The organism is Pedobacter nototheniae (assembly GCF_032678625.1).
Taxonomy (GTDB): domain Bacteria; phylum Bacteroidota; class Bacteroidia; order Sphingobacteriales; family Sphingobacteriaceae; genus Pedobacter; species Pedobacter nototheniae_A.
In genome coordinates, this window is the sequence record NZ_JAVTSO010000003.1 from 178,045 (window position 1) to 200,107 (window position 22,063).

The following is a 22,063-nucleotide window of genomic DNA, read 5'->3' on the forward strand; positions in this document are numbered from 1 at the left end:
TAGGTATAATATTCATTGCTATTTTAAAGAGTAATGGAAATTATCTTGATTTGGCTTTAATGGTTCCAGCTCTTTTTTTTAATTGGATTACTTTATTCCATTTTATTAAAAATAATCTAAGATTTGAAAAGTGGCATATCTATATTGGTTTTTTAAATGTTTTTTTCTCTATCATTTCCACATTCTTAACATTTCAATTAATAATTGGAATATATTCTAACAACGCCATAATCTTTGGCCCTCCATTTTTTTTAATAGTAATAAAACAGATTTTAGACTTTTCAATAATTTTTCAATTTATTATTGCTTTCAGGGCAAACAAAAATATATTGAATTTAAATTCGATCTAAGAACTAAGACGAAAAATGCTTAAACACTTACAAACCTTTTCCGGTCATCAAAACCCAGTATATGCTTTATGTAGTTCAAATCATAAAGATGTTTTTTATAGCGCCGGAAACGATAAGGGAATAGTAGAATGGTCATTGGAAAAGATGGCTTTTGTAAAGGTTAAAATGCCCGTACAAAGCTCTGTTTATTGCTTACATTATTATAAAAACCAACTATTTATAGGCGAACGAAGTGGTGCATTTAGTGTTTACGATTTAGAAAGAGAAGAAATTATTGTTAGGATCAATGCACACTTAAAACCCATTTTCGATATTAAAACAGTTCAGTCTAAAAATGAATTGATTACGACTGGCGAGGATGGAACAGTTGCGATTTGGTCTTTAGATGGCTACAAAGAAATTTACCGGTTTCAAGCGGCCTACGATACCGTTAGAACCATTGCCATATCACCAGACGAAACTGAAATAGCTTTTGGATGTAAGGATCACCTGATTAGGATTTATAATCTTTCAGATTACAGTTTAAAGCAAAAATTAGAAGGACACTCTTTACCTGTAACTTCTTTAGCTTACCATCCAGCAGGAAAGTACCTGATTTCGGGCAGCAGGGACGCACAGTTGAAAATCTGGGGGCTACCAGATTACGGACTTAAGGAAACCATTCCTGCGCACATGTTTACCATTTACGATATTGTTTTCCATCCAACGTTACCCTATTTTGCTACAAGCAGTCAGGATAAAAGCATTAAGTTATGGGATGCAGAAAATTTTAAATTATATAAAATCCTAAGCTTAGAAAAATCCGGAATTGGCCATACTCACTCCATTAACAAAATAATCTGGTCAAATGATGGTAAATACCTAATTTCCACTGGAGACGATCGCAAGATTATGATTTGGGAATTGATCATTTGACTTTTTTACTGAACAATTGCCTTAGTCGTTCCCAAATTGAAGGATTTCGCACATACATAATCTGTGCACCACCAAGCATTTCCGTACTTGCGCATAGTTCGAGGTTTATTGAATCAGCTTGCAATAAATTAATTGATGAAGTCATTGATTTATAGCCAATATAATTTATGGTAATTGAGCACTCATTTTTATTAAAATCTGCGGGAACTCTGATCAGAAATTCTCCAGTAGAATTGGTCGTTGTACGATAATCTGTTCCTCCCAAAGAAATACTAACGCCAGGTAAAGCCGACTTATCATCCTTATCAATAATTTTCCCTTTTATTAACCTTAAAGAATCGGTAGCGGGTTGGTTATTTAAATTTTTTAACTTAAAATTAAGTTTTTGATTATTTTGGTAAAATGAAGGTTTTTCAACAGCCCTGGCTTCGCTCAATTTAGAAAAGCTTAGCAAAGTGAATATTGATGCTGCGATTAAACCCGGCCTAAATTTTCTTGTAGAAATTTCCGGATCAACGAATCGCCCCAATTGCTCTGGTCTAAATCTTCCGCAACCTTTTCCTTGATTTTCTATAAACCAGTTTCTTAGATCCTGATCATTAAATCCTGTAAAATCGATAACAGATTTCTGGCATGAATCACAAAACCTCCCCGCTTCATTAGCAGTCATATCATTCCATCTCTCATTGCAGGATTCTGGAATTATTATTTTAAACTGAGGTTTCATAAGCATTTTATTAATAGATGCAACAAAGCATATTATTCCACAAAACGTTTTATAATTCTAAGCTTGTGCGTATATTTTCCTAGTTCTTTATTAAAAATACCCTGATCATCAATTGGATCTATGCGCACTTTTGCAGAGGAATGGATAATTTCGCTATTGTTTAGCATAATGCCAACATGCGTAATCTTACCCTCTTCATTATCAAAAAAAGCAACATCACCAGGTTTACATTCTGCTAAAAAGCCAACCAATTCGCCTTGTTCCGCTTGTTGTGAAGCATCTCTTCTTAATTTAATACCCAACAACTTAAAAACCAACTGAACAAAACCAGAACAATCTAAACCGAATAAATTCCGCCCGCCCCATAAATAAGGAATGTTTTGGAAAAATTTCGAAACAGAAATAATCTCGGTATTAAAATTAACTGATGAATGTGGTTCAAAATTTAACTTAAACCGCTCTGCTCCGGCAAAGCAATATCCGTTATTATAAAATGGAAGATTACTACCAGGGCTCAAATGATACAAACTCCCATCCTCACTTGTAAGTACATTATTAAAATTTAATGGCGCATAGAATTTACAGTCGTGCATATCAGCAAATTCATTTTGAGAAATTGGCGCTAATTGTCTAAAATCCAGCCAGCCTTCATAGCCATCATAGCCGTTTTGAACCAGCCACCAACGTTCTTCTTTCTGAATAATTTCTACATGCTCGCCAAATAATAACTGCGAAACAATTTCTGCTCTATCTGATGCATCTGCTCTTAAAGGCGCAACAGCTACCCTGCAAATGCCGTATTGATTTTCCATTAAATATTACCAGTGAATGTTTCGTAAAACTAATAAATTCCCTTAACAGCCTAACATTTTAGGCTTAAAATTGTTATTTTTATGATAATTACATTTAAACCTGCAAACCATGAACTTTAAGAAAATATTAATCGCTGTTGACAATAGTACCTGCTCAGAAAAAGCTGCTAAGGCGGGCTATGATATGGCTGAAAGATTTGGTGCTGAAGTAGCCCTGGTTAATATTGTAGAACCAGTGCCTGCAAATGTAAATCCGGATTTAACTTTAGCGCCTGTTTTTTTGGAAACTTATGATAATAGTGAAGAAAACAGCCATTTGTTATTAAAAGAAATGGAATCTAAATATGGCAAAGGCATAAAAACAGCCTATTTAAGTGTTGTAGACACCGCAGCACATGGCATTATTCAACAATCTGATGAATGGGGTTCTGACTTAATCGTAATTGGTACTTACGGACGGACGGGTTTATATCATTTTTTAATGGGCAGCGTTGCTGAACACGTTGCAAGAAAATCAGCTTGTCCTGTTTTAATTATTCCTAATAAATGTGATGTTGATTAATTAAATTAAAAACTTGGATTTGCTCCAATTAACAATAATAATAGACTTATTTAAACTAAAAAAGTCCTGACATTCATCAGGACTTTAATTATATTTTTTGTACTTCTACAATAGCTTATTAACCTTCCTGATGTAACCAGGCTTTCTTAGCTAATAATTCTTCTTCTGTTTCACGGATATCTTCATCATCTACACAACAATCTACCGGACAAACCGCAGCACATTGTGGTTCATCATGAAAGCCTTTACATTCTGTACACTTATCTGATACTATATAATACACTTCATCAGAAACTGCTTCCTGTGTTGCATCAGCCTCAATCTGCTGATTACCAAAATCAATGATACCTTCTAAATTCGTTCCATCAGAAAAACGCCATGCAGTACCGGCATCGTAAATTGCGTTGTTAGGACATTCCGGTTCGCAAGCCCCACAATTTATACACTCATCTGTTATTTTAATCGCCATGTTATCGTCTAATTCTTTTGCTTAGTTTACCTTTGCGATGCAAATATAATACATAATCACTTAATAATAATTCTAAATATGTCAGCACTAACACATGATAAAGTAATAAATGCCTTTAAAAAGCTGGGCACTTTACTTTCTAATCCTACTGATGTACTGGAAAATACAATTTTTGCCGCTCAAAACAGCAATGCATGGTTTACTACGGATAATGTAAAAAAATCAATTTTATCCTTTTCAGAAATGTTAAATGAGGTGGATATAGATGCCTGGTTTAAGTCTGTAAATTTCACAGCATCTTCTAAAAAAGTGGGTTTAATTCTTGCCGGAAACATCCCTATGGTAGGATTTCATGATGTTTTATGTGTTTTGGCCACAGGAAATATTGCTTTGATTAAATTGTCATCTTCAGATGATAAACTTTTAAAAACAGTGCTGGCAGAGTTGCTTAAAATAGAACCTGCTTTCGAAGATAAAATACAATATGTAGAAAGACTGAAAGATTTTGATGCCGTTATTGCTACCGGAAGCAACAACTCTTCCCGGTATTTTGATTACTATTTCAGCAAAGTGCCTAACATTATCAGAAAAAACAGAAACAGTGTAGCCGTTTTAACCGGGAATGAAACCAAAGAGGATATACAGAACCTGGGGGCTGATATATTTGATTATTTTGGATTGGGTTGCAGAAATGTTTCTAAATTATATTTTCCTGCCGGTTATGATATTGCAAATTTCTACGAAGGCATTGAAAATTACCAGCCCATTATTAACCACTTTAAATACAATAATAATTACGACTATAATAAATCTATTTACCTGGTAAATGCGGCAAAACATTTTGACAACGGTTTTCTGCTTTTAAAGGAAGATGATAGTTTAACTTCTCCTTTAGCTGTTTTATTTTACGAGGAATATCAGCATCTTGAAGCGGTAGAAACAATTTTAAAAGATAAAGAAGAACAGATCCAATGCGTAATTACAAAGGCTGATTTAAACATGCATACTTTTAATTTTGGAGAAAGCCAGCATCCAAAACTTTGGGATTATGCAGATAATGTAAATACAATAGATTTTTTAAACCAGTTAAATTAATATATTACCCATCAAGCAATCAGATAAAAAAGCGCGCTTGCTTTCGCTTATCGATTGGAAATGCTATTTTTGGACACAATGTATATCATTAAAGTTAAAGGCATCGCCAAAATACCTGACTATGTTCAGCTGAGAGATGATAAATTTACTTTGCTGGCTTATTTCAGGGTAGACAGACCTGATAAATCTTTGGATAAATTAGGACTTGGAGACAAACTGGAATACATTATGCAAATGGTAAAAGATTTGCCTTTTGGGCAGATTGCTAAATTAGAAATATAAAATGGCAGAAAACGCAGTAATTCATTTAAGCAATGTTGATGTATTTCAACAGAAACACCTGGTACTCTCAAACGTAAATCTACATGTAGAAAAAGGCGAGTTTGTGTTCTTAATTGGGCAAACCGGATCGGGAAAAAGTAGTTTACTCAAAATTTTATATGGCGATTTACACATTGGTAATGGTAATGGTGATATTGCCGGTTTTGATCTTAAAAACCTGACCGAAAAACAAGTTCCTTTTTTACGTCGTAAACTTGGGGTTGTATTTCAGGATTTCCAGTTATTAACCGACCGTACCATTGAAAAAAACCTTGAATTTGTTTTAAGGGCTACAGGATGGAAAGATGAGAAACTGATAAATGAACGCATTAAAGATGTTTTGGATAAAGTAGGCCTGCGTTCTAAAATAAAGAAAATGCCACATGAAATTTCCGGTGGAGAACAGCAGCGTATTGTTATTGCAAGGGCTTTATTAAATGATCCGGAGATTATTTTAGCCGATGAGCCTACAGGAAATCTTGATCCTGAAACCTCTTCGGAGATTGTGACCCTTTTAAAGCAAATCAGCCAGAATGGAACTGCTGTTTTAATGGCAACACACGATTATCACATCATCAGAACATATCCATCACGCATTATAAAATGCGATAATGGTATTGTACATGAAGACGCACAAATAGCATAAAACGCCTGACATCCGTCAGCTAATCAGCCAATCTGTTCAGTTAATTTTAAATAAAACTGACAGCTTGGCTGATTTCCGTTTATGGCAAAATTGTTGAGATTAACAGAAAAAAATTCAGCCTAATATTATGTTTAATAAGAAGAAAAATAACGATAAAGAAGAAAATATAATGAATACTGAAAATACGTCAGAAAATACTGCAGCAGAAAATGTAGAAAATTCTGATGCGGTTACGAATGAAACTGAACAAGCGGTTGAGTTATCTGCTGAAGAAAAATTGCAGGCAGAAGTTCAACAGCTTAACGATAAATATTTACGCTTATATGCTGAGTTTGACAATTATAAACGTCGTACTCAAAAAGAACGTGTTGAGTTATTGCAAACGGCTGGTAAAGACGTAATTGTATCTTTATTAACGGTATTAGACGATTTTGACCGTGCACTTAAAGCAATGGAAACTGCTGCCGATGTAGAGCCGGTTAAAGAAGGTGTACTTTTGGTACACAATAAGCTAAAAAATATTTTGGCCCAAAAAGGTTTAAAAGATGTAGAAAGCATCAGCAAAGAATTCGACACAGATTTCCACGAAGCAATTACCAATATACCTGCCCCTACTGCTGATCTTAAAGGAAAAGTAATTGACGAGGTAGAAAAAGGTTATACTTTAAATGATAATGTTATCCGCTTCGCCAAAGTTGTAGTAGGTGCATAAAATAATTTTGAATGAGCAAGTTTAAAAGTGATGGAATATTCAAAACTATTCCTTCATTTCATCATTTAGTCATTCAATCATTAATATAGAAATGAGCAAAAGAGATTATTACGACGTATTAGGCGTAACCAAAGGCGCAGCAGCAGATGAGATTAAGAAAGCTTATCGTAAAATGGCTATTAAATATCATCCTGATAAAAACCCAGGAGATAAAGCTGCTGAAGATAAATTTAAAGAGGCTGCCGAGGCTTACGAAGTTTTAAGCAACGCTGAGAAAAAACAACGTTACGATCAGTTTGGCCATGCCGGCGTTGGCAGCAGCGCTGCTGGTGGTTATGGTGGTGGCGGCAACATGAATATGGATGACATATTCAGCAATTTTGGTGATATTTTTGGCGGACATAATCCTTTCGAAAGTTTTTTTGGAGGTGGTGGCGGCGGTCAGCAACGCGGTGGCCGTAGGGTAGCTAAAGGTTCCAACCTTCGTATAAAAGTTAAATTAACCCTTGAAGAAATTGCTCACGGTGCTGAGAAAAAAATTAAGGTTAATAAACTTATCGTTTGTAAAACCTGCGATGGTTCTGGAGCAAAAGATAAATCATCAGTAAGTACTTGTGGTACTTGTGGTGGTAGTGGCCAGGTACGCAGGGTAACCAATACTATTTTAGGTCAGATGCAAACTGCATCCACCTGCCCTACCTGCAACGGTAGCGGTCAGCAAATTACTTCGAAATGTACTGTTTGCCATGGAGATGGTGTAGTACGCGGAGAAGAGACCATTACCATTAATATTCCTGCTGGTGTTAGCGAAGGCATGCAATTAAGTATGAGTGGAAAAGGTAATGCAGCACCAAATGGCGGTATTCCCGGCGATTTAATCATTTTGATTGAAGAAACCCCACATGAAGTACTGAAGCGTGAAGGCAATAATATTGTTTATGATTTACATTTAAACTTTATTGATGCAGCTTTAGGACTAAGTATTGAAGTGCCAACTATTGATGGTAAAGCAAAAATTAAAATAGAGCCGGGTACACAAAGCGGAAAATTATTACGCTTAAAGGGAAAAGGTTTACCAGAAGTAAATTCTTACCATAGAGGCGATGAAATTATACACATTAACATCTGGACACCAAAAGCTTTAAGCAGTGAAGAGCGCAGTACTTTAGAGAAGTTGCGCGAATCGCCTAATTTTAAGCCACAACCGGGTAAAAACGACAAGAGTTTCTTCGAAAGAATGAAGGAATACTTTGAGTAATCAGATATAATCCACAAAAAAACCGATACCATAAAGTATCGGTTTTTTTGTGTTCGAGATTTTCAGAAACTAATCTACAAAACTATTATAGGCAGTGCGCATATAATCTTGTTTTCTAACTAAGTTTTCACCATCACTCTGGCTTATTTTTCCTGAAGTAGAGGCATCTCTCATTACTTTCCTGGCTTCAACTAAATAATCATTAAAAGCTTCGTTAAAACGCTTAAAAGAATCACCTTGTCCTGGAAATTCTTTAGCATTTGGTGCTGGCATTGCACTGTGTTTTCCACGTTGAGCTTCTAATGCAGCATAAGCAGTTTTAATTTTTGGTTCGGCTGCTTTATACTTTTCAGCACTTTCGCCCAGTAAACGGTTAAAATCGTCTACTGCTTTTTTATCATCCTTTAAGGCAAAAATATATTCTTTTAACGGGTGCGACTTTAATATAATCCGCTCTGCATCATCTCCGATTACTTCCAGCTTGGCCAAAATTTTATCGTCGTACGCATAATAATTTTTACTCATTGAATAAATAGAATCTACCAAAAGCTTGCCTTTAGCACTTTTATCATCTTTCCAATCTTCGGCTTTAATATAATCGTTTAATGATTTATAAGTATCCTTTATTTTAGTCATTGTACTGTTTAAACCAGCTACATTTTCTTTAAAGAATTTTTGGTCGTCACTACTCAAAGCAGAAGGTGGGGTTTCGGGTTTTATTTTCGAATTGCTATAAAAAGGAATGGAAATTGGATTAATTATTCCTGAAAAGGCGAATTGATTATTTGGGTTTTCCAAACCTCTGCTAATGGTTTTCAAACCATTCTCCAGGCTTTTCAGGTAATTGTTATTTTTATCGGTAAAACTAACCAACACATTGTTGTACTCTACAATGTCATTTGCATCATCTTTATTGGATTCTGCATATTCTGTTTTAGCGCCTTCTTTTTTACCACCACCTTTACAAGCGGAAAATGATACTGCGAAAGCAAGTGCAATTAATTTAATCGTTAATTTCATGTTTTTAGGTTTTAATAATCTGATATTTTTTCAAAGCAATATTCGCACCAATAGCTGTAACGTTTGGCATCTTTTGTATTCTAACCATTACTAAAACTGTAACTATGCTCATTGTTAAAAATATTGTTAAGCAATATTCCAACCATCGTGCGCTTGATGATGTAAGCCTGGAGGTTGAAGAAGGAAAGATTTTTGGTTTGCTGGGTCCTAATGGTGCAGGAAAAACATCGTTAATCAGAATTATTACCCAAATTACAGCTCCCGATAGTGGCGAAGTTATTTTTAACGGAGAAAAACTAAACGCAAGCCACATCAACCGAATTGGTTATTTACCCGAAGAACGTGGATTGTACAAAAAAATGGAAATTGGTGAGCAAGTTCTTTACTTATCCAAATTAAAAGGCTTAAGTACCGCTGAAGCAACCAAAAGAATAAAATTCTGGTTCGAAAAATTAGAAATGGGCAGTTGGTGGAATAAAAAAGTGGAGGATTTAAGCAAAGGCATGCAGCAAAAAGTACAGTTTGTGGTTACTGTGCTGCACAACCCGGAACTTATTATTTTAGACGAACCTTTCTCTGGTTTTGATCCTGTTAATGCCGACTTAATTAAAAATGAAATTTTAGAGTTGAACAAACAGGGTACAACCTTTATTTTTTCTACACATAGAATGGAAAGTGTAGAAGAACTTTGTGATAATATTGCTTTAATTGATAAATCGAAAAAAGTGTTAGATGGCGCTGTGGAAGACATCAAAGCATCCTACAGAAACAATACTTATGTAATTGAGTACATTGGCGAAAGTAATTTTGAAAGCAACTGGATGTTTGACATCCTGCATACAGAAGTATTAAAGGACAGTAAAAGCATAAAATTTAAACTTAAAGATGGCTACACCGTAAACGATGTTTTAGGAACGATGTTACCAAAAGTTAAGATTAATCATTTAGCAGAAGTTATTCCGAGTATGAACGATATTTTTATCGAGAGTGTTAAAAAATAAGCCATGAACAAGATTTTACTAATTATAAAAAGAGAATATTTATCAAGGGTAAAAAAGAAATCGTTCATTATTATGACGTTTTTAACGCCTTTGATTATTGCCGGTTTCTATGGATTGATTATTTATTTCAGTATTAAAGGAGTTTCTGATAAATCGGATAAAATTGCTGTAATAAACGAAAATAAAACATTAACGGAAAAACTCGTATCGAACAAAAATTTAACTTTTGTTTACAAAAAAGACTCTTTTGAACATTTAAAAAAGACTTTAAGTGAATCTGGTTTCGATTACATTTTGTACCTGCCTGATTTTAATATCGATACTCCAAAAGGCATCCAGTTAATTGGAACCAAGCAAGCGGGTTTATCTTTAGATGGAAAAATTTCTGATGCCATTGAGGATTTAATAAGGGATTATAAACTTAAAAAATCAGGCATTTCTCAGGAAGACCTCAATAATTTAAAAAGTACGGTAAATATTGATGTTAAAAAGATTAATGATACCGGAAAAGAAGAAAATTCGAGTGCAGGTGCCAGTACCATTATTGGTTTTATTGCAGGCGTACTGATGTTTATGTTTATTATGTTATACGGTGTGCAGGTAATGCGTGGTGTAATCGAAGAAAAAACCAGTCGTATTATTGAAGTCATTATATCTTCTGTTAAGCCATTCCAACTGATGATGGGTAAAATTATTGGTATTGCTATGGTTGGTTTAACGCAGTTTTTGCTATGGATTATTTTAACCGTATCTATTTCTACGCTGGCAGTAAGTTTATTTGTAAATAAAGATGATGTAAAAAATATAGCCGCTACTTCTTCAAAAATCCCTACAGTGAGTGCTGCATCGCAAACTCAAATAGCCGCTATGAACGATGGACCAATGGGTGATGTACAGAAGAGTTTAGAGGGGCTTGATTTTGGTAAGATTGTGACCGTATTTATATTTTACTTTTTAGGAGGCTATTTATTTTATAGTGCTTTATACGCAGCAATAGGTTCGGCGGTCGACAGTGAAACTGAGACACAGCAGTTCATGATGCCCGTAATGATGCCTTTGCTGCTCAGTTATGCACTTTCTTTAAGCGTTGTAAACAATGATCCTTATGGTTCTTTAGCTTTTTGGCTTTCCATGATTCCTTTTACCTCCCCTATTGCCATGGTGGTGCGTTTACCTTATGGTGTTCCTGCCTGGGAATTGATTTTATCAATGGGTATTTTAATAATTGGTTTTATTGGAACGGTTTGGTTTGCTTCAAGAATTTATCGTGTTGGTATTTTAATGTATGGTAAAAAAGCAAGCTTTAAGGAGATGGTAAAATGGTTTTGGTATAAAAGTTAATTGCCTTTATCATTTAAGCGCTTAAATGTTGTATCCTTAAAAAGGAAATCATTAAGGTACAGGACAAACGACGGTATTCGCTTTCTTTGTAGCCTTGAATTTAGAAAAAACAGTCCTGATTTTTTTGTTTTGCTTTTGTGGTTAATAACATTTACACCGATATTTATCGAAATTTAAAACTATGCGTACAGCTGCCATCGATTTAGGAACAAATACCTTTCATTTAATTATTGCCGAAAAAGAAAATGATGAGCTTAAAATCATTTACAAAACCAATGCACCGGTTAGACTGGGTGAAGGAAGGTTAAATGACAACCTGATTATTGATGCTGCTTTTAAACGTGGCGTTGATCAATTAAAAATTTACAGTCAGACTTTACAAGAATATGGTGTTACCAACTTTAAAACCACGGGAACATCTGCTATACGTAGCGCAAGCAACGGAAAGGATTTTGTAGATGCCGTGAAGGCTGAAACCGGGATTGAGATTGAAATTATTTCCGGGGAGGAAGAAGCGGGATTAATTTATCAGGGCGTAAAACTAAGTGGGGCTGTAGAAGATTTATCCTTAATTATGGATATTGGTGGCGGAAGCGTTGAATTTATCCTGTGTGATAAGAATGCCTTAATTTGGAAAAAAAGTTATGATATTGGTGCCGCCCGCTTAATGCAAAAGTTTTTCAAATCTGATCCTATTTCTGATGAAGACCGAAATTCTATTTTAGTTCATGTACAGGAACAACTAAAAGATTTATTTGAGGTTTGCGAAAAATATCAGCCCAAATTTTTAATCGGTTCGGCTGGTGCTTTCGAAACTTTTGCAGAGCTGATTATCAAAAAGAACAATCTGCATACGGATATCAAAACAGCTAAAACCTATAAATTTGATTTTGATGAATATATTTCAATAGCCAGCAAATTAATTAATGCAACGCATGTGGAAAGAGCAGTAATGCCCGGCATGATTCCTTTAAGGGTAGATATGATCGTAGTTTCTGCTTTAATAACCAATTATGTTTTGGGTAGATTAAAAATCAATAATCTGACCCTTTCTACTTATGATTTAAAAATGGGTGTTTTATCAATCCTAAATTAATCAATCAAACTTCGCAGGTTTTAAAAACATGCGAAGTTTATCTGTTGGGACTTAAATTTCCATTCTCATTTCTAACAAATTAGGTGTAAAGCCTGCTTTAGCGTAAGCTTTTTTGGCGGCTATATTTTCCTCATAAACTTCGAGTCTTATTTCAGAAATACCTTTTTCTTTTGCCCAATTTAGAAGCGCGTTTAATATGACTTTATTAATGCCATTGCCGCGAAATTCGGGTTTTACGTACATAAAGCCTAAATATGCAAATTGAGTATGCTTTAAATAAGGCTTGGCCGTTAAAATTTTAGCGTAGCCAGATCCTACAACTTCGCCATTGATTTCGGCTACAAGAACCTCGGCTTCTGATAATTTTATTAATTCTAAAAGATCATAATAATGAATTTCTCCAGGTTTTAGTGTACTATCATAAGGACGTTCTGCTGCTACAATTCCTTTTTCAAATTCGAGCAATGTATCTATTTCCTTCTCTTGCGCCTGTCTAACTGTGATTTCCATTTTAAAACTATATTTTCTTGTTACTTACAAATATGTTGAAATAATTTGAGCATGAGGAAGAAATGGTGTTCAAAAACAGTCTTAGATAATTTAAACCCGACAGTAGCGGCATCCCGATTTTTCATCGGAATACAGCAAATGGCGGGACTTTCGGAAACGATAAGAAGGCGGAGTTTGCTTTTCTAAATAATAGAAACCTGCATTTAAGATTGGATTATTTATTCAATTGCCCTATCCAGGTGAACATAACCACCGTCTACATGAATTAATTGCCCTGTAGTATGGCTTGACCGATCGGAGAGTAAAAATGTAACCATATCCGCGATTTCCTCTACTTTGGTCATTCTTTTTTCGAATGGAATTTTATTGGTAATGGTTTTCAGCTTCTCTTCCGGGTGATCGAAAGTACTAATCCATGTTTTATAAAGTGGTGTCATAGCCTCGGCTACAATAACTGCATTAACCCTGATTCCAAATGGGAGTAGTTCTACAGCCCATTCGCGCGTTAAAGCATTTCTTCCTCCGTTTGCTGCTGCATAACCAGAGGTTCCACCCTGCCCTGTTTCGGCTGTTTTACTGCCAATATTTACAATTGCACCTTTGCTCTTTTTAAGTGCGGGTAAAGCATGCTGAGCCAGTAAGTAATAATGAACCAGATTTTTATGCAATGATTCCATAAAGCCCTGATAAGTGCCATTTTCGAGTCCAACACCATCATTTACACCTGCATTGTTAACTAAACCGTCTATACGTCCGTACTTTTCGATCACCTCATCAATAACTTTCTTGCAAGCCTCTGGCTGAGTTAATTCTGCGATGACATAATCACCGCTTAAACCCAGTGCTTTCAATTCTGAAAGTAACTTTAAATTATCTGCTTCGCTACGTCCTACAATTACCGGAAATGCTTTTTCTGTTGCCAATGCTTTAACAATAGCTTCGCCAATACCTTTGGCACCACCACTAACCACAATAATCCGATCGCTTAAATGAAGATCCATTTTTATTAAATTTTATAAAATGCTTTTGTATTTTCCGAGAAGAAATTATTTCTTTCCGTTTCTGTAAATTGTTTGGTGTATGATTTTAAAAGCTGAAGCCAACGGGGATAGTTTCCGGCAAGCAGCATAACGGGCCAATCGCTTCCAAATAACAACCGATCAATGCCGAAATAGCCGAAAACGACATCCAGACAGTTAAAAATTTCCTGTTCATTCCATTTATTCCAATCTGCTTCGGTTATTAACCCTGAAACTTTACAGCAGAGTTTAGGGTTTTGAGCCAATATTTGCACCTGTTCTTTCCAATCCTGTATGTTTTTACCTTTAATATCAGGTTTGCAACAATGATCTAAAACAAAAGAATGGTCTGGTAATCTTTCCAACAACCTTATTCCATCACCTAACTGATCTGCCTTTAACAAAATATCATAAGTAAAATTATACTTGTGGAGTAACTTTAATCCTTCAATAAACTCATTTTGGAGTAAAAACCCTTTTGGCTCTGCCTGTGCAATATGCCTGAAGCCTTTAAGTTGTGGAAATTGACTAAAATAGTTTAACCGCTCTTCCACATTCGGGTTAAGCAAATCAATCCAGCCAACTACCGCCTTAATCATTGAATTATTTTCGGCCTCTGCCAGCAAAAAGGCCGTCTCCTTTTCACTTTGATCTGCCTGTACTGCCACGCAACCTTCTACCTGATGCTCTGTAAAACAAGATTCAAGATCCACAGGCAAAAAATCTTTACGAATCACATCCATCTCAGGCGTAATCCAGTTGTCTTTTACAGGATGGTAATTCCAGAAATGTACGTGTGCATCTATAATCATTTGGTTAGTTTAAAAAATCCGGAAGTCAGAAATCTGGCCTCCGAAGATTAAATTTTATAGGTTATATGGGTAATAGAACCACAAATTTAGTTTTGCTTGCCATTACCGTAATTTAAGCCTTATGTCTTTTTAATTTGTTTATAACGAAAATATTTTGTCCATCAACATCCACTTTTCGCCTGGTTTTGCTCCGGGTAAAGCTTGTTGATAATTCCACATTAAAGTTTCCCATTTTTGAACCATGGGATTGGCTGCATCAGCTGCACCTTTTGCTTCAAAAGAAAAGCTTTCGTTAACCTCCATAATCATAAAAAGGCGATTTCCTTTGCGGTAAATTTCAAGGGTATAAATTCCTGAATTTTTAATGCTTTCCAGGATTTCTGGCCAAACAGCTTTATGGTGCTGCTCATATTCTGCAATGCGCTTTTCATCATTGATTAAATCCAAAGCCAAACAATACCTTCTCATATGTTATTGATAAGCTTTTACATGTTGTTTACTGCTACCTAAGCCATCTATTCCCAACTCCACAACATCGCCTTCCTTTAAATACCAGGGCGCTGGCTTTTGTCCTAACCCTACGCCTGCCGGTGTGCCTGTGGTGATTACATCGCCAGGTAAAAGTGTCATAAACTGGCTTACATAGTGAATTAAAAAAGGAATATTAAAAATCAGGTTTGACGTATTTCCATCCTGCAAAACTTTATCATTTACTTTGAGCCATAATCTTACATTATGAATGTCCTCTATCTCATCCTGGGTCGCTATAAAGGGGCCGATTGGCGCAAAAGTATCGCAACTTTTCCCTTTCACCCATTGTCCGTTACGTTCTATCTGAAAAGCTCTTTCACTATAATCATTATGCAAAACGTAACCTGCAATATGATTTAATGCATCCTTTTCTTCAACATAACTTGCTTTTTTACCAATAACAAGAGCAAGCTCTACTTCCCAATCCGTTTTTGTGCTGTTTTTTGGTATTACTAAATCATCGTTAGGACCAACAATAGCCGAAGTTGCTTTAAAAAACAAGATTGGCTCCAGCGGAATGGCTGCATTTGTTTCTGCCGCATGGTCTTTATAATTTAAACCAATGCACACAATTTTAGAAGGTCGTGCAAGCGCAGGTCCTAACCTTACGTCTTTATTTACTTTGGGTAAATCTGTATTTTTTATTTGTTCTTTAAGTTCTTCCAGTGCATTACCGGCAAAAAAGGCTTCATCATAATCTTTTACCAGGGCAGAAACATCATAATACTCTTCGTTGATAATTACACCTGGTTTTTCTTCTCCGGCTGCGCCAAATCTTATTAGTTTCATTGTATTTAAAGTTTAAGCTTTTTGTTTAATTGATAAGTTTGATTTGCTTTTGTTTTTAAACGGATAATTGTGTGGCCGTATTTGATTTTACAATCATTACCTTTTTTCGATAAAATTTCTGCGTTCACCAGTTTACCAGCCTCCCACTTCATTTTTATTTCGAATCCACCACGGGCAAGCAAGCCATTTACTTCTCCTTTGTTCCACTCGGCAGGGATTGCAGGCAAAAGCTCTATATAATCATTCTGGCTTTGTACCAGCATTTCGGCAATACCGGCTGTTCCACCAAAGTTACCATCTATTTGGAATGGCGGATGGTTATCGAGCAGATTATTTAAGGTGGATTTTTGTAACAATGCTTGTACATTTTGCCAGGCTTTTTCTCCATCCAGTAATCGGGCATAAAAATTAATAATCCAGGCACGGCTCCAACCCGTATGCCCTCCGCCATTGGCCAACCTTCTTTCGAGCGTTTTCTTTGCCGCTTCAAATAAGGCTGGTTTAGAAGGGTTAATTACTTCTGCAGGATATAAACCCAGTAAATGAGAAATATGCCTGTGTCCAGGTTCTGCTTCTTTATAATCCTCAATCCATTCCTGAATGGTTCCTGTACGTTTGCTGATTTGAATTGGCGGTAATTTAGTTAGTGTTTCACGTAAGCCCTTCAAAAATTCGGGATCATCATTTAAGAGTTTTCCGGCTTTTAAACAGGCGTCGTATAAACTCTGGATCAGTTCAATATCAATTGTTGGCGAATAAGTAAGCTGATCTTCCTGGCCGTTAGGAAGAATAAAAGTGTTTTCGGGCGACATTGATGGTGCAGTTACCAAATAACCGTTTTTATCCTTAATTAAAAAGCTTTGTACAAATTCTGCTGCTTCTTTCATAATCGGATATGCTTTATTCCTTAGGTAATCCGTATCGGAAGTAAAACGATAATGATCCCAGAGGTTAAGACAAAGCCATGCTGAGGCTAACGGAGAAGTTCCCCAATGTATGCCCGACTGAATGCCTGTTTTTCCAAAAATATCGGTCGCGTGATGGATTGTCCACCCTTTTGCACCATAAGTTTCGACTGCAGCCACGCGACCGGGTACACGGTTTTGATCTACAAAATTTGCAAAAGGAACCATTGTTTCTGAAAGGTTAGCCACATCAGCCGGCCAATAATTCATTTGAATGTTAATATTGGTGTGGTAATCTGATTTCCAGGGTGCTTCATATAAATCATTCCAAACGCCTTGTAAATTAGCAGGCAAAACACCTGGAAACCTCGAACTGCCCATTAAAAGGTATCTTCCATATTGAAAGTATAGCGATGTTAATTGCTTATCTACTGCCCCTTTACGCACATTATCCATTCTTACATCCGTTGGTAAGTTCGATAAATCATCACCACCCAGATCCAATTTAACCCGATTAAATATGGGTTGATAATCCTCCAAATGGCGTTGTAATATGGTTTCATAGGTATAGGCTGATGCTTTGGCAATAATATCTTCGCAAGTTTTTTTGCTATCTATTGCCCTGTCAAAATTTAATTTGCTTAAGTTATAGTCGGTAGCCGCGGTTATTAAAATGGTTACATCAGTAGCATCGGTAATCATAATGCCATTGTTAGCAGCTTCTGTTTTTCCTGAATTGGAAATAACCTTCACAACCGCATTAAATTTCATGTCCATTCCACCCTTACCTACATCATCAGATGGTAAATCCATAATCTGCCCGCTAAGCAGCAAGGTATTGTTGGAAACAGCATTAACCGCAGCATCCAACTCTCTCGACAATGAAACTTTAAAATTCAATCCTTTTGGCTGGTCTGCTATAAGGTGTACAACAATCGCATTATCAGGTGCTGAAGCAAAAATTTCTCTTTTGTAATTTGAGCCATTGGCATTATAGTTTACAGCTGCAATGGCTGTTCCCAAATCAAGGCTACGCTGATAATCTTTAACATTAGTGCTATTTGCAAATTCTAAACGAAGGTTACCCAAGGTTTGATAAGACCTGAAATTAGGAGGTGTAGCCAGCAGGTATTTAGTAGCCAGCTCATGTGCTTCATTATTTTTTCCATCTAAAAGCAGCTGTTGTATTTCTTTTATATGCGCTAAGGCTTGCGGATTATTATCATTTGATTGGTTACCTGCCCATAAACTTTCTTCATTTAACTGGATGGTTTCGCTCCCGACTTTACCAAAAACCATAGCACCCAGCCTGCCATTTCCAACTGGCAAAGCATCATTCCAAATGGCAGCGGGTTTTTTATACCACAGTTTTAATCCTTGCTGTGCATTTGCCTGGATAAAAACAAATGTCAGTAAAATTATAATCCGGAATTTTAACTTCATCATTAATTGTTTAAAGTTGTAAAGCCTCCGTCAATAGGGTAATCGCAGCCGGTTATAAAAGCAGCCTCATCGCTGCACAGGTATAACGCCAATGCAGCAACCTCTTCTGGTTTTGCCATACGGCCAATGGGTTGTGTTTTTGATAATTTATCAAACATTTCGGGGATATTATCCGGATAGTTATTTTTTAAAAAGCCATCTACAAAGGGTGTATGTACCCTTGCAGGAGAAATGGAGTTGCATCTGATATTTTCGCTGATGTAATCTTTTGCAACACTCATGGTCATGGCTTTAACAGCACCTTTGCCTGCGCTGTATGCAAAACGATCGGGAATACCAACCAATGCTGCTATAGAGGCCATATTAACAATTACACCTCCACCAGATTTACGCAGCTGGGGAATTGCAGAAAACAAGCAATTATAAACTCCTTTCACATTTACCTGCATTACACGATCAAAATCGCTTTCTGCAGTGGTATCCGCTTTACCAATATGGGCTATTCCGGCGTTATTGACTAAAATATGAATGGCTCCTATAGATTCGAAGATGGCTGCCACTTGTTCATGATCTGCAACATTACAGCCATGTGCAAAAGCTTTTTTACCCGCTTCGTTTATTACTTTTAAAGTTTGTGCAGCATGTTCGGCTGTAAGTTCAATAATATGCACTTCGGCTCCTTGTTTAGCCAAAACAACGGCTATTGCCTGGCCAATTCCACTTCCACCACCGGTAATTACCGCTTTTTTATTTTCTAATTTAAACATCTTAAAAAAATTAAAATTATAAACTTACTCCTCTTTTCCAGGGAATAAAATCATCCTGATTTAATTGAACTGCTTTAGGAATTTCCTCTCCGCTGGCAACTTTAATACAATATTCCAGAATATCTTCGCCCATTTCTTCAATATTTTTCTCTCCGCGAATCACAGGGCCCGTATCAATATCGATAATATCAGCCATTCTTTTGGCCAATGCAGAATTGGTGGCCACCTTAATGGTAGGACAAACCGGATTACCCGTTGGCGTACCCAAGCCTGTTGTAAACAAAATAAGCGTTGCACCAGATGCAGCTTTACCCGTTGTGGCTTCCACATCATTTCCCGGCGTACAAACCAAACTCAAACCTGGTTTAGTTGCTGGCTCCGTATAATCAAGTACGTCAACCACAGGCGAGCTCCCAGCTTTTTTGGCTGCTCCGGCCGATTTAATAGCATCGGTAATCAGCCCATCTTTGATATTACCCGGCGAAGGGTTCATGTAAAAACCCGACCCGACTTTATGTGCTAATTCATCATATTCTGTCATTAAACGGATAAATTTTTCTGCCGTAACCTGATCAACTGAACGATCAATCATTTCCTGTTCTACACCACACAACTCAGGAAATTCGGCAAGCAAAACCTTCGCCCCAAGCCCAACCAGTAAATCGGCGCAATGACCAACTGCAGGGTTAGCCGAAATGCCACTAAAGCCATCGCTACCGCCACATTTTACACCCACACACAATTTGCTCAAAGGCGCATCCGTTCTTTCAATCTTATTGATCGTCATTAATCCTTCAAACGTTTGCTGTATCGCCTGTCTAACCAATTCTTCCTCACTTTGTGTTTGCTGTTGTTCAAAAACCAGTAAAGGTTTATCAAATGACGGGTTTCGGGTAAGCAAATCTCTTTTAAAATCGGCCACCTGCAAATGCTGGCAACCTAAACTTAAAAGGGTAATTCCTGCTACATTAGGATGGTCGGCATAAGCCGCGAGTAAATGGCTTAAAACATCTGCATCTTGCCTGGTACCGCCACAGCCTCCGTTGTGGTTAAGAAACTTAATTCCATCAACGTTTTTAAAAACCCTTGAGGCTTTTGCATCATTTAATGGATCGAAAGATACCTGTTTTAGGTCTTCGCCGTTCTTTAACGCATCAGCCAGTTGATTGGCATAATGTTTATATTTATCATCAACGGCATAACCTAAAGCATTGTAAAGCGCATCTTTTATAATGTTAAGGTTTCTATTTTCGCAAAATACCGTTGGTATAAACAACCAGTAATTGGCCGTACCCACTTGTCCGTTGCTACGGTGGTAACCTTGAAAGCTCCGTTCTTTAAATTTCGTAACATCGGGAGCCTGCCATTTATAATTTACATTACGATAAGCATAAGGTTCTGCCGCATGTTTAGTGTTTTCGGTATTCATAATACTTCCTGCAGCTAAGTCATGCTGGGTTTTACCTACTAATACTCCATACATAAAAACTTCTGAGCCTGAATACATATCCTGCATAAAAAATTTGTGCTTGGCAGGCACATCACTTTGCAGGGTATAATTTATACCGTCATAACGAATCACATCACCCCTGTTTAAATTTGTAAGGGCAACCAGCACATTATCGTGGTTATTTATTTTAATTACTGTGTTCATATAAAATTAATTTTGCAACGGCTTATATCCTGATTTACCAAAGTAGAAAACGACTAAAAAACAAACTAAAGGCACTACGTAACCATATTGTATGCTGCCTGTAATATCTGAAATGTACCCTAATGCAAGTGGCAAAAATGCACCACCAACAATGGACATTACGATTAACGAAGAAGCAATTTTAGTGTCTTTTCCAAGACCTGAAATGCCCAGTGAAAATATAGTTGGAAACATAATAGACATAAAAAACGCAACTCCTATTAGTGCGTAAACAGTTATTACTCCATGAGCAAAGATGGATACGATTGTAAGCAGTGTACAAATTATAGCATACAGCATTAGTAATTTATTGGGGGCCATAAAGCGCATAAAAAATGTACCTGCAAACCTGCCCAACATAAATGCTAAGCCCGCCGCTCCCGAATACCAGGCTGCAGATTCTAAACTTATGCCGGCAGAAACACCAATAAAACGGACAAAAAAACTAAGTATACATACCTGTGCACCCACATAAAAAAACTGTGCAATTATACCCCAACGCAATTGTTTAAATTTTAGCGCATCAAAAATGCTTGATTTTTCTTCTGTTTCACTTGATTTTATATCGGGTAATTTGGTAAATGCAAACAAGATAATGACCAATACAATGGCAAAACCTAAAAAAGTATAGGGACCTTTAACACTTGCGGCTTCTGCAGTTACATAGGTGTTATAAGCGGCCGGTGTCATCGCTTTAATCTGCGCTTCAGTTTCGGTAGAGCCCGTAAAAATAAATTTTGACCCAATAATTGGTGCTAAAAAGGCTGCTAAACCATTAAAAGATTGTGAAAAATTTAAGCGTTGAGTGGCTGATGCTGAAGGGCCAAGGATGGTTACATAAGGATTTGCGGCTGTTTCCAGAAAAGCTAAACCGCAGGCAATGATAAATAATGCACCTAAAAAGTAAATGTAAACTTTGGTATCAGCAGCCGGAATAAATAAAAATGACCCTATCGCAAATAGAATTAAACCTAAAATAATACCACTTTTGTAACCCCACCTCCTCATTACATAACCAGCAGGTAAAGCCATGGCAAAATAGGCAATGAAGATGGAGAAATCCACAAAAGAAGACTCTAAATCATTCAATTTAAATGCCTTGCGCAGGTGTGGAATTAAAATAGGATCTAAATTATGTACAAAACCCCAAAAGAAAAACAAACTGGTAACCAGTATTAATGGAAACAGGTAATTTCCTGGCTGTTTTTGGTTTTCGGATAGATTAAACTGTTCTGTTGTTGGGTGGCTCATTAGTTTAGTTATGTTTTG

At 36.5% G+C, this 22,063-nt stretch carries 23 protein-coding genes; 10 read left to right on the forward strand and 13 right to left on the reverse strand.

Annotated elements, in window-relative coordinates; translation table 11 throughout:
- The first annotated feature begins 365 nt into the window (after window positions 1-365).
- Window positions 366-1,265 (forward strand): WD40 repeat domain-containing protein, encoded by a 900-nt coding sequence (locus R2Q77_RS10890; protein WP_316803766.1) that lies wholly within the window; start codon window positions 366-368, stop codon window positions 1,263-1,265.
- On the opposite strand, the gene R2Q77_RS10895 is transcribed toward R2Q77_RS10890, so the two are convergent.
- Window positions 1,258-1,992 (reverse strand): carboxypeptidase-like regulatory domain-containing protein, encoded by a 735-nt coding sequence (locus tag R2Q77_RS10895; RefSeq protein ID WP_316803767.1) that lies wholly within the window; start codon window positions 1,990-1,992, stop codon window positions 1,258-1,260. The genes R2Q77_RS10890 and R2Q77_RS10895 overlap by 8 nt on opposite strands.
- Window positions 1,993-2,024: 32 nt before the next feature.
- On the reverse strand, window positions 2,025-2,804 hold the full coding sequence (locus R2Q77_RS10900; RefSeq protein ID WP_316803768.1) for a C40 family peptidase: 780 nt from the start codon (window positions 2,802-2,804) through the stop codon (window positions 2,025-2,027).
- Window positions 2,805-2,913: 109 nt separating this feature from the next.
- Between R2Q77_RS10900 and R2Q77_RS10905 the strand changes: the two genes are divergently transcribed.
- On the forward strand, window positions 2,914-3,366 hold the full coding sequence (locus tag R2Q77_RS10905; protein ID WP_316803769.1) for a universal stress protein: 453 nt from the start codon (window positions 2,914-2,916) through the stop codon (window positions 3,364-3,366).
- Between the two features lie 118 nt (window positions 3,367-3,484).
- Here the strand turns inward: R2Q77_RS10905 and R2Q77_RS10910 are convergent, their stop codons facing one another.
- On the reverse strand, window positions 3,485-3,835 hold the full coding sequence (locus R2Q77_RS10910) for a 4Fe-4S dicluster domain-containing protein (RefSeq protein ID WP_131536894.1): 351 nt from the start codon (window positions 3,833-3,835) through the stop codon (window positions 3,485-3,487).
- 78 nt (window positions 3,836-3,913) lie between these two features.
- Between R2Q77_RS10910 and R2Q77_RS10915 the strand changes: the two genes are divergently transcribed.
- The 5 genes from R2Q77_RS10915 to dnaJ all read left to right on the forward strand — a co-directional run bounded on the left by R2Q77_RS10915 (window position 3,914) and on the right by dnaJ (window position 7,867).
- Window positions 3,914-4,930, forward strand: a complete 1,017-nt coding sequence (locus tag R2Q77_RS10915; RefSeq protein WP_316803770.1) for an acyl-CoA reductase — start codon at window positions 3,914-3,916, stop codon at window positions 4,928-4,930.
- A gap of 78 nt (window positions 4,931-5,008) precedes the next feature.
- On the forward strand, window positions 5,009-5,212 hold the full coding sequence (locus R2Q77_RS10920) for a fructose-6-phosphate aldolase (protein ID WP_131536896.1): 204 nt from the start codon (window positions 5,009-5,011) through the stop codon (window positions 5,210-5,212).
- A gap of 1 nt (window position 5,213) precedes the next feature.
- Window positions 5,214-5,897 (forward strand): cell division ATP-binding protein FtsE, encoded by a 684-nt coding sequence (locus R2Q77_RS10925; RefSeq protein ID WP_316803771.1) that lies wholly within the window; start codon window positions 5,214-5,216, stop codon window positions 5,895-5,897.
- A 127-nt stretch (window positions 5,898-6,024) separates the two neighbouring features.
- Window positions 6,025-6,609: a nucleotide exchange factor GrpE gene (locus R2Q77_RS10930; protein ID WP_316803772.1), complete on the forward strand. Its 585-nt coding sequence runs from the start codon at window positions 6,025-6,027 to the stop codon at window positions 6,607-6,609.
- Between the two features lie 91 nt (window positions 6,610-6,700).
- Complete coding sequence (dnaJ, locus tag R2Q77_RS10935; protein ID WP_316803773.1) at window positions 6,701-7,867, forward strand: molecular chaperone DnaJ; 1,167 nt, start codon at window positions 6,701-6,703, stop codon at window positions 7,865-7,867.
- Window positions 7,868-7,936: 69 nt separating this feature from the next.
- Here dnaJ and R2Q77_RS10940 read toward each other — a convergent pair whose 3' ends face one another.
- Window positions 7,937-8,887, reverse strand: a complete 951-nt coding sequence (locus R2Q77_RS10940) for a DUF3829 domain-containing protein (protein WP_316803774.1) — start codon at window positions 8,885-8,887, stop codon at window positions 7,937-7,939.
- A gap of 104 nt (window positions 8,888-8,991) precedes the next feature.
- Between R2Q77_RS10940 and R2Q77_RS10945 the strand changes: the two genes are divergently transcribed.
- The 3 genes from R2Q77_RS10945 (at window position 8,992) to R2Q77_RS10955 (ending at window position 12,325) form a co-directional block, all read left to right on the forward strand.
- Window positions 8,992-9,888 (forward strand): ABC transporter ATP-binding protein, encoded by an 897-nt coding sequence (locus R2Q77_RS10945; RefSeq protein WP_316803775.1) that lies wholly within the window; start codon window positions 8,992-8,994, stop codon window positions 9,886-9,888.
- A 3-nt stretch (window positions 9,889-9,891) separates the two neighbouring features.
- Window positions 9,892-11,229 carry an ABC transporter permease gene (locus tag R2Q77_RS10950; RefSeq protein ID WP_316803776.1) on the forward strand — a complete coding sequence of 446 codons (1,338 nt, stop codon included), beginning with the start codon at window positions 9,892-9,894 and terminating at the stop codon, window positions 11,227-11,229.
- 181 nt (window positions 11,230-11,410) lie between these two features.
- Window positions 11,411-12,325 carry an exopolyphosphatase gene (locus R2Q77_RS10955; protein WP_316803777.1) on the forward strand — a complete coding sequence of 305 codons (915 nt, stop codon included), beginning with the start codon at window positions 11,411-11,413 and terminating at the stop codon, window positions 12,323-12,325.
- A gap of 51 nt (window positions 12,326-12,376) precedes the next feature.
- On the opposite strand, the gene R2Q77_RS10960 is transcribed toward R2Q77_RS10955, so the two are convergent.
- The 9 genes from R2Q77_RS10960 to fucP form a co-directional block, all read right to left on the reverse strand.
- Entirely contained in the window at window positions 12,377-12,835 is a 459-nt protein-coding gene (locus R2Q77_RS10960; RefSeq protein ID WP_316803778.1) for a GNAT family N-acetyltransferase, read from the reverse strand.
- 218 nt (window positions 12,836-13,053) lie between these two features.
- Window positions 13,054-13,836: an SDR family oxidoreductase gene (locus R2Q77_RS10965; RefSeq protein WP_316803779.1), complete on the reverse strand. Its 783-nt coding sequence runs from the start codon at window positions 13,834-13,836 to the stop codon at window positions 13,054-13,056.
- A 5-nt stretch (window positions 13,837-13,841) separates the two neighbouring features.
- Window positions 13,842-14,666, reverse strand: a complete 825-nt coding sequence (locus tag R2Q77_RS10970; protein WP_316803780.1) for an amidohydrolase family protein — start codon at window positions 14,664-14,666, stop codon at window positions 13,842-13,844.
- Between the two features lie 138 nt (window positions 14,667-14,804).
- Entirely contained in the window at window positions 14,805-15,134 is a 330-nt protein-coding gene (locus tag R2Q77_RS10975; RefSeq protein ID WP_316803781.1) for an L-rhamnose mutarotase, read from the reverse strand.
- Between the two features lie 3 nt (window positions 15,135-15,137).
- On the reverse strand, window positions 15,138-15,986 hold the full coding sequence (locus tag R2Q77_RS10980; RefSeq protein ID WP_316803782.1) for a fumarylacetoacetate hydrolase family protein: 849 nt from the start codon (window positions 15,984-15,986) through the stop codon (window positions 15,138-15,140).
- Between the two features lie 5 nt (window positions 15,987-15,991).
- A complete protein-coding gene (locus R2Q77_RS10985) occupies window positions 15,992-18,337 on the reverse strand; it encodes a glycoside hydrolase family 95 protein (RefSeq protein ID WP_316803783.1) in 2,346 nt (781 codons plus the stop codon).
- On the reverse strand, window positions 18,337-19,101 hold the full coding sequence (locus R2Q77_RS10990; protein WP_316803784.1) for an SDR family oxidoreductase: 765 nt from the start codon (window positions 19,099-19,101) through the stop codon (window positions 18,337-18,339). Before R2Q77_RS10990 ends, R2Q77_RS10985 begins: the two co-directional genes overlap by 1 nt.
- Before the next feature lie 16 nt (window positions 19,102-19,117).
- On the reverse strand, window positions 19,118-20,755 hold the full coding sequence (locus R2Q77_RS10995) for an altronate dehydratase family protein (RefSeq protein WP_316803785.1): 1,638 nt from the start codon (window positions 20,753-20,755) through the stop codon (window positions 19,118-19,120).
- A gap of 6 nt (window positions 20,756-20,761) precedes the next feature.
- Window positions 20,762-22,045 (reverse strand): L-fucose:H+ symporter permease, encoded by a 1,284-nt coding sequence (fucP, locus tag R2Q77_RS11000; protein ID WP_316803786.1) that lies wholly within the window; start codon window positions 22,043-22,045, stop codon window positions 20,762-20,764.
- Window positions 22,046-22,063 lie beyond the last annotated feature (18 nt).

Bases quoted from the DNA above. Each gene is read 5' to 3' on its own strand.
- R2Q77_RS10890 (WP_316803766.1), top strand. From the start codon at position 366: ATGCTTAAACACTTACAAACCTTTTCCGGTCATCAAAACCCAGTATAT.
- R2Q77_RS10895 (WP_316803767.1), bottom strand. From the start codon at position 1,992: ATGAAACCTCAGTTTAAAATAATAATTCCAGAATCCTGCAATGAGAGA.
- R2Q77_RS10900 (WP_316803768.1), bottom strand. From the start codon at position 2,804: ATGGAAAATCAATACGGCATTTGCAGGGTAGCTGTTGCGCCTTTAAGA.
- R2Q77_RS10905 (WP_316803769.1), top strand. From the start codon at position 2,914: ATGAACTTTAAGAAAATATTAATCGCTGTTGACAATAGTACCTGCTCA.
- R2Q77_RS10910 (WP_131536894.1), bottom strand. From the start codon at position 3,835: ATGGCGATTAAAATAACAGATGAGTGTATAAATTGTGGGGCTTGCGAA.
- R2Q77_RS10915 (WP_316803770.1), top strand. From the start codon at position 3,914: ATGTCAGCACTAACACATGATAAAGTAATAAATGCCTTTAAAAAGCTG.
- R2Q77_RS10920 (WP_131536896.1), top strand. From the start codon at position 5,009: ATGTATATCATTAAAGTTAAAGGCATCGCCAAAATACCTGACTATGTT.
- R2Q77_RS10925 (WP_316803771.1), top strand. From the start codon at position 5,214: ATGGCAGAAAACGCAGTAATTCATTTAAGCAATGTTGATGTATTTCAA.
- R2Q77_RS10930 (WP_316803772.1), top strand. From the start codon at position 6,025: ATGTTTAATAAGAAGAAAAATAACGATAAAGAAGAAAATATAATGAAT.
- dnaJ (WP_316803773.1), top strand. From the start codon at position 6,701: ATGAGCAAAAGAGATTATTACGACGTATTAGGCGTAACCAAAGGCGCA.
- R2Q77_RS10940 (WP_316803774.1), bottom strand. From the start codon at position 8,887: ATGAAATTAACGATTAAATTAATTGCACTTGCTTTCGCAGTATCATTT.
- R2Q77_RS10945 (WP_316803775.1), top strand. From the start codon at position 8,992: ATGCTCATTGTTAAAAATATTGTTAAGCAATATTCCAACCATCGTGCG.
- R2Q77_RS10950 (WP_316803776.1), top strand. From the start codon at position 9,892: ATGAACAAGATTTTACTAATTATAAAAAGAGAATATTTATCAAGGGTA.
- R2Q77_RS10955 (WP_316803777.1), top strand. From the start codon at position 11,411: ATGCGTACAGCTGCCATCGATTTAGGAACAAATACCTTTCATTTAATT.
- R2Q77_RS10960 (WP_316803778.1), bottom strand. From the start codon at position 12,835: ATGGAAATCACAGTTAGACAGGCGCAAGAGAAGGAAATAGATACATTG.
- R2Q77_RS10965 (WP_316803779.1), bottom strand. From the start codon at position 13,836: ATGGATCTTCATTTAAGCGATCGGATTATTGTGGTTAGTGGTGGTGCC.
- R2Q77_RS10970 (WP_316803780.1), bottom strand. From the start codon at position 14,666: ATGATTATAGATGCACACGTACATTTCTGGAATTACCATCCTGTAAAA.
- R2Q77_RS10975 (WP_316803781.1), bottom strand. From the start codon at position 15,134: ATGAGAAGGTATTGTTTGGCTTTGGATTTAATCAATGATGAAAAGCGC.
- R2Q77_RS10980 (WP_316803782.1), bottom strand. From the start codon at position 15,986: ATGAAACTAATAAGATTTGGCGCAGCCGGAGAAGAAAAACCAGGTGTA.
- R2Q77_RS10985 (WP_316803783.1), bottom strand. From the start codon at position 18,337: ATGATGAAGTTAAAATTCCGGATTATAATTTTACTGACATTTGTTTTT.
- R2Q77_RS10990 (WP_316803784.1), bottom strand. From the start codon at position 19,101: ATGTTTAAATTAGAAAATAAAAAAGCGGTAATTACCGGTGGTGGAAGT.
- R2Q77_RS10995 (WP_316803785.1), bottom strand. From the start codon at position 20,755: ATGAACACAGTAATTAAAATAAATAACCACGATAATGTGCTGGTTGCC.
- fucP (WP_316803786.1), bottom strand. From the start codon at position 22,045: ATGAGCCACCCAACAACAGAACAGTTTAATCTATCCGAAAACCAAAAA.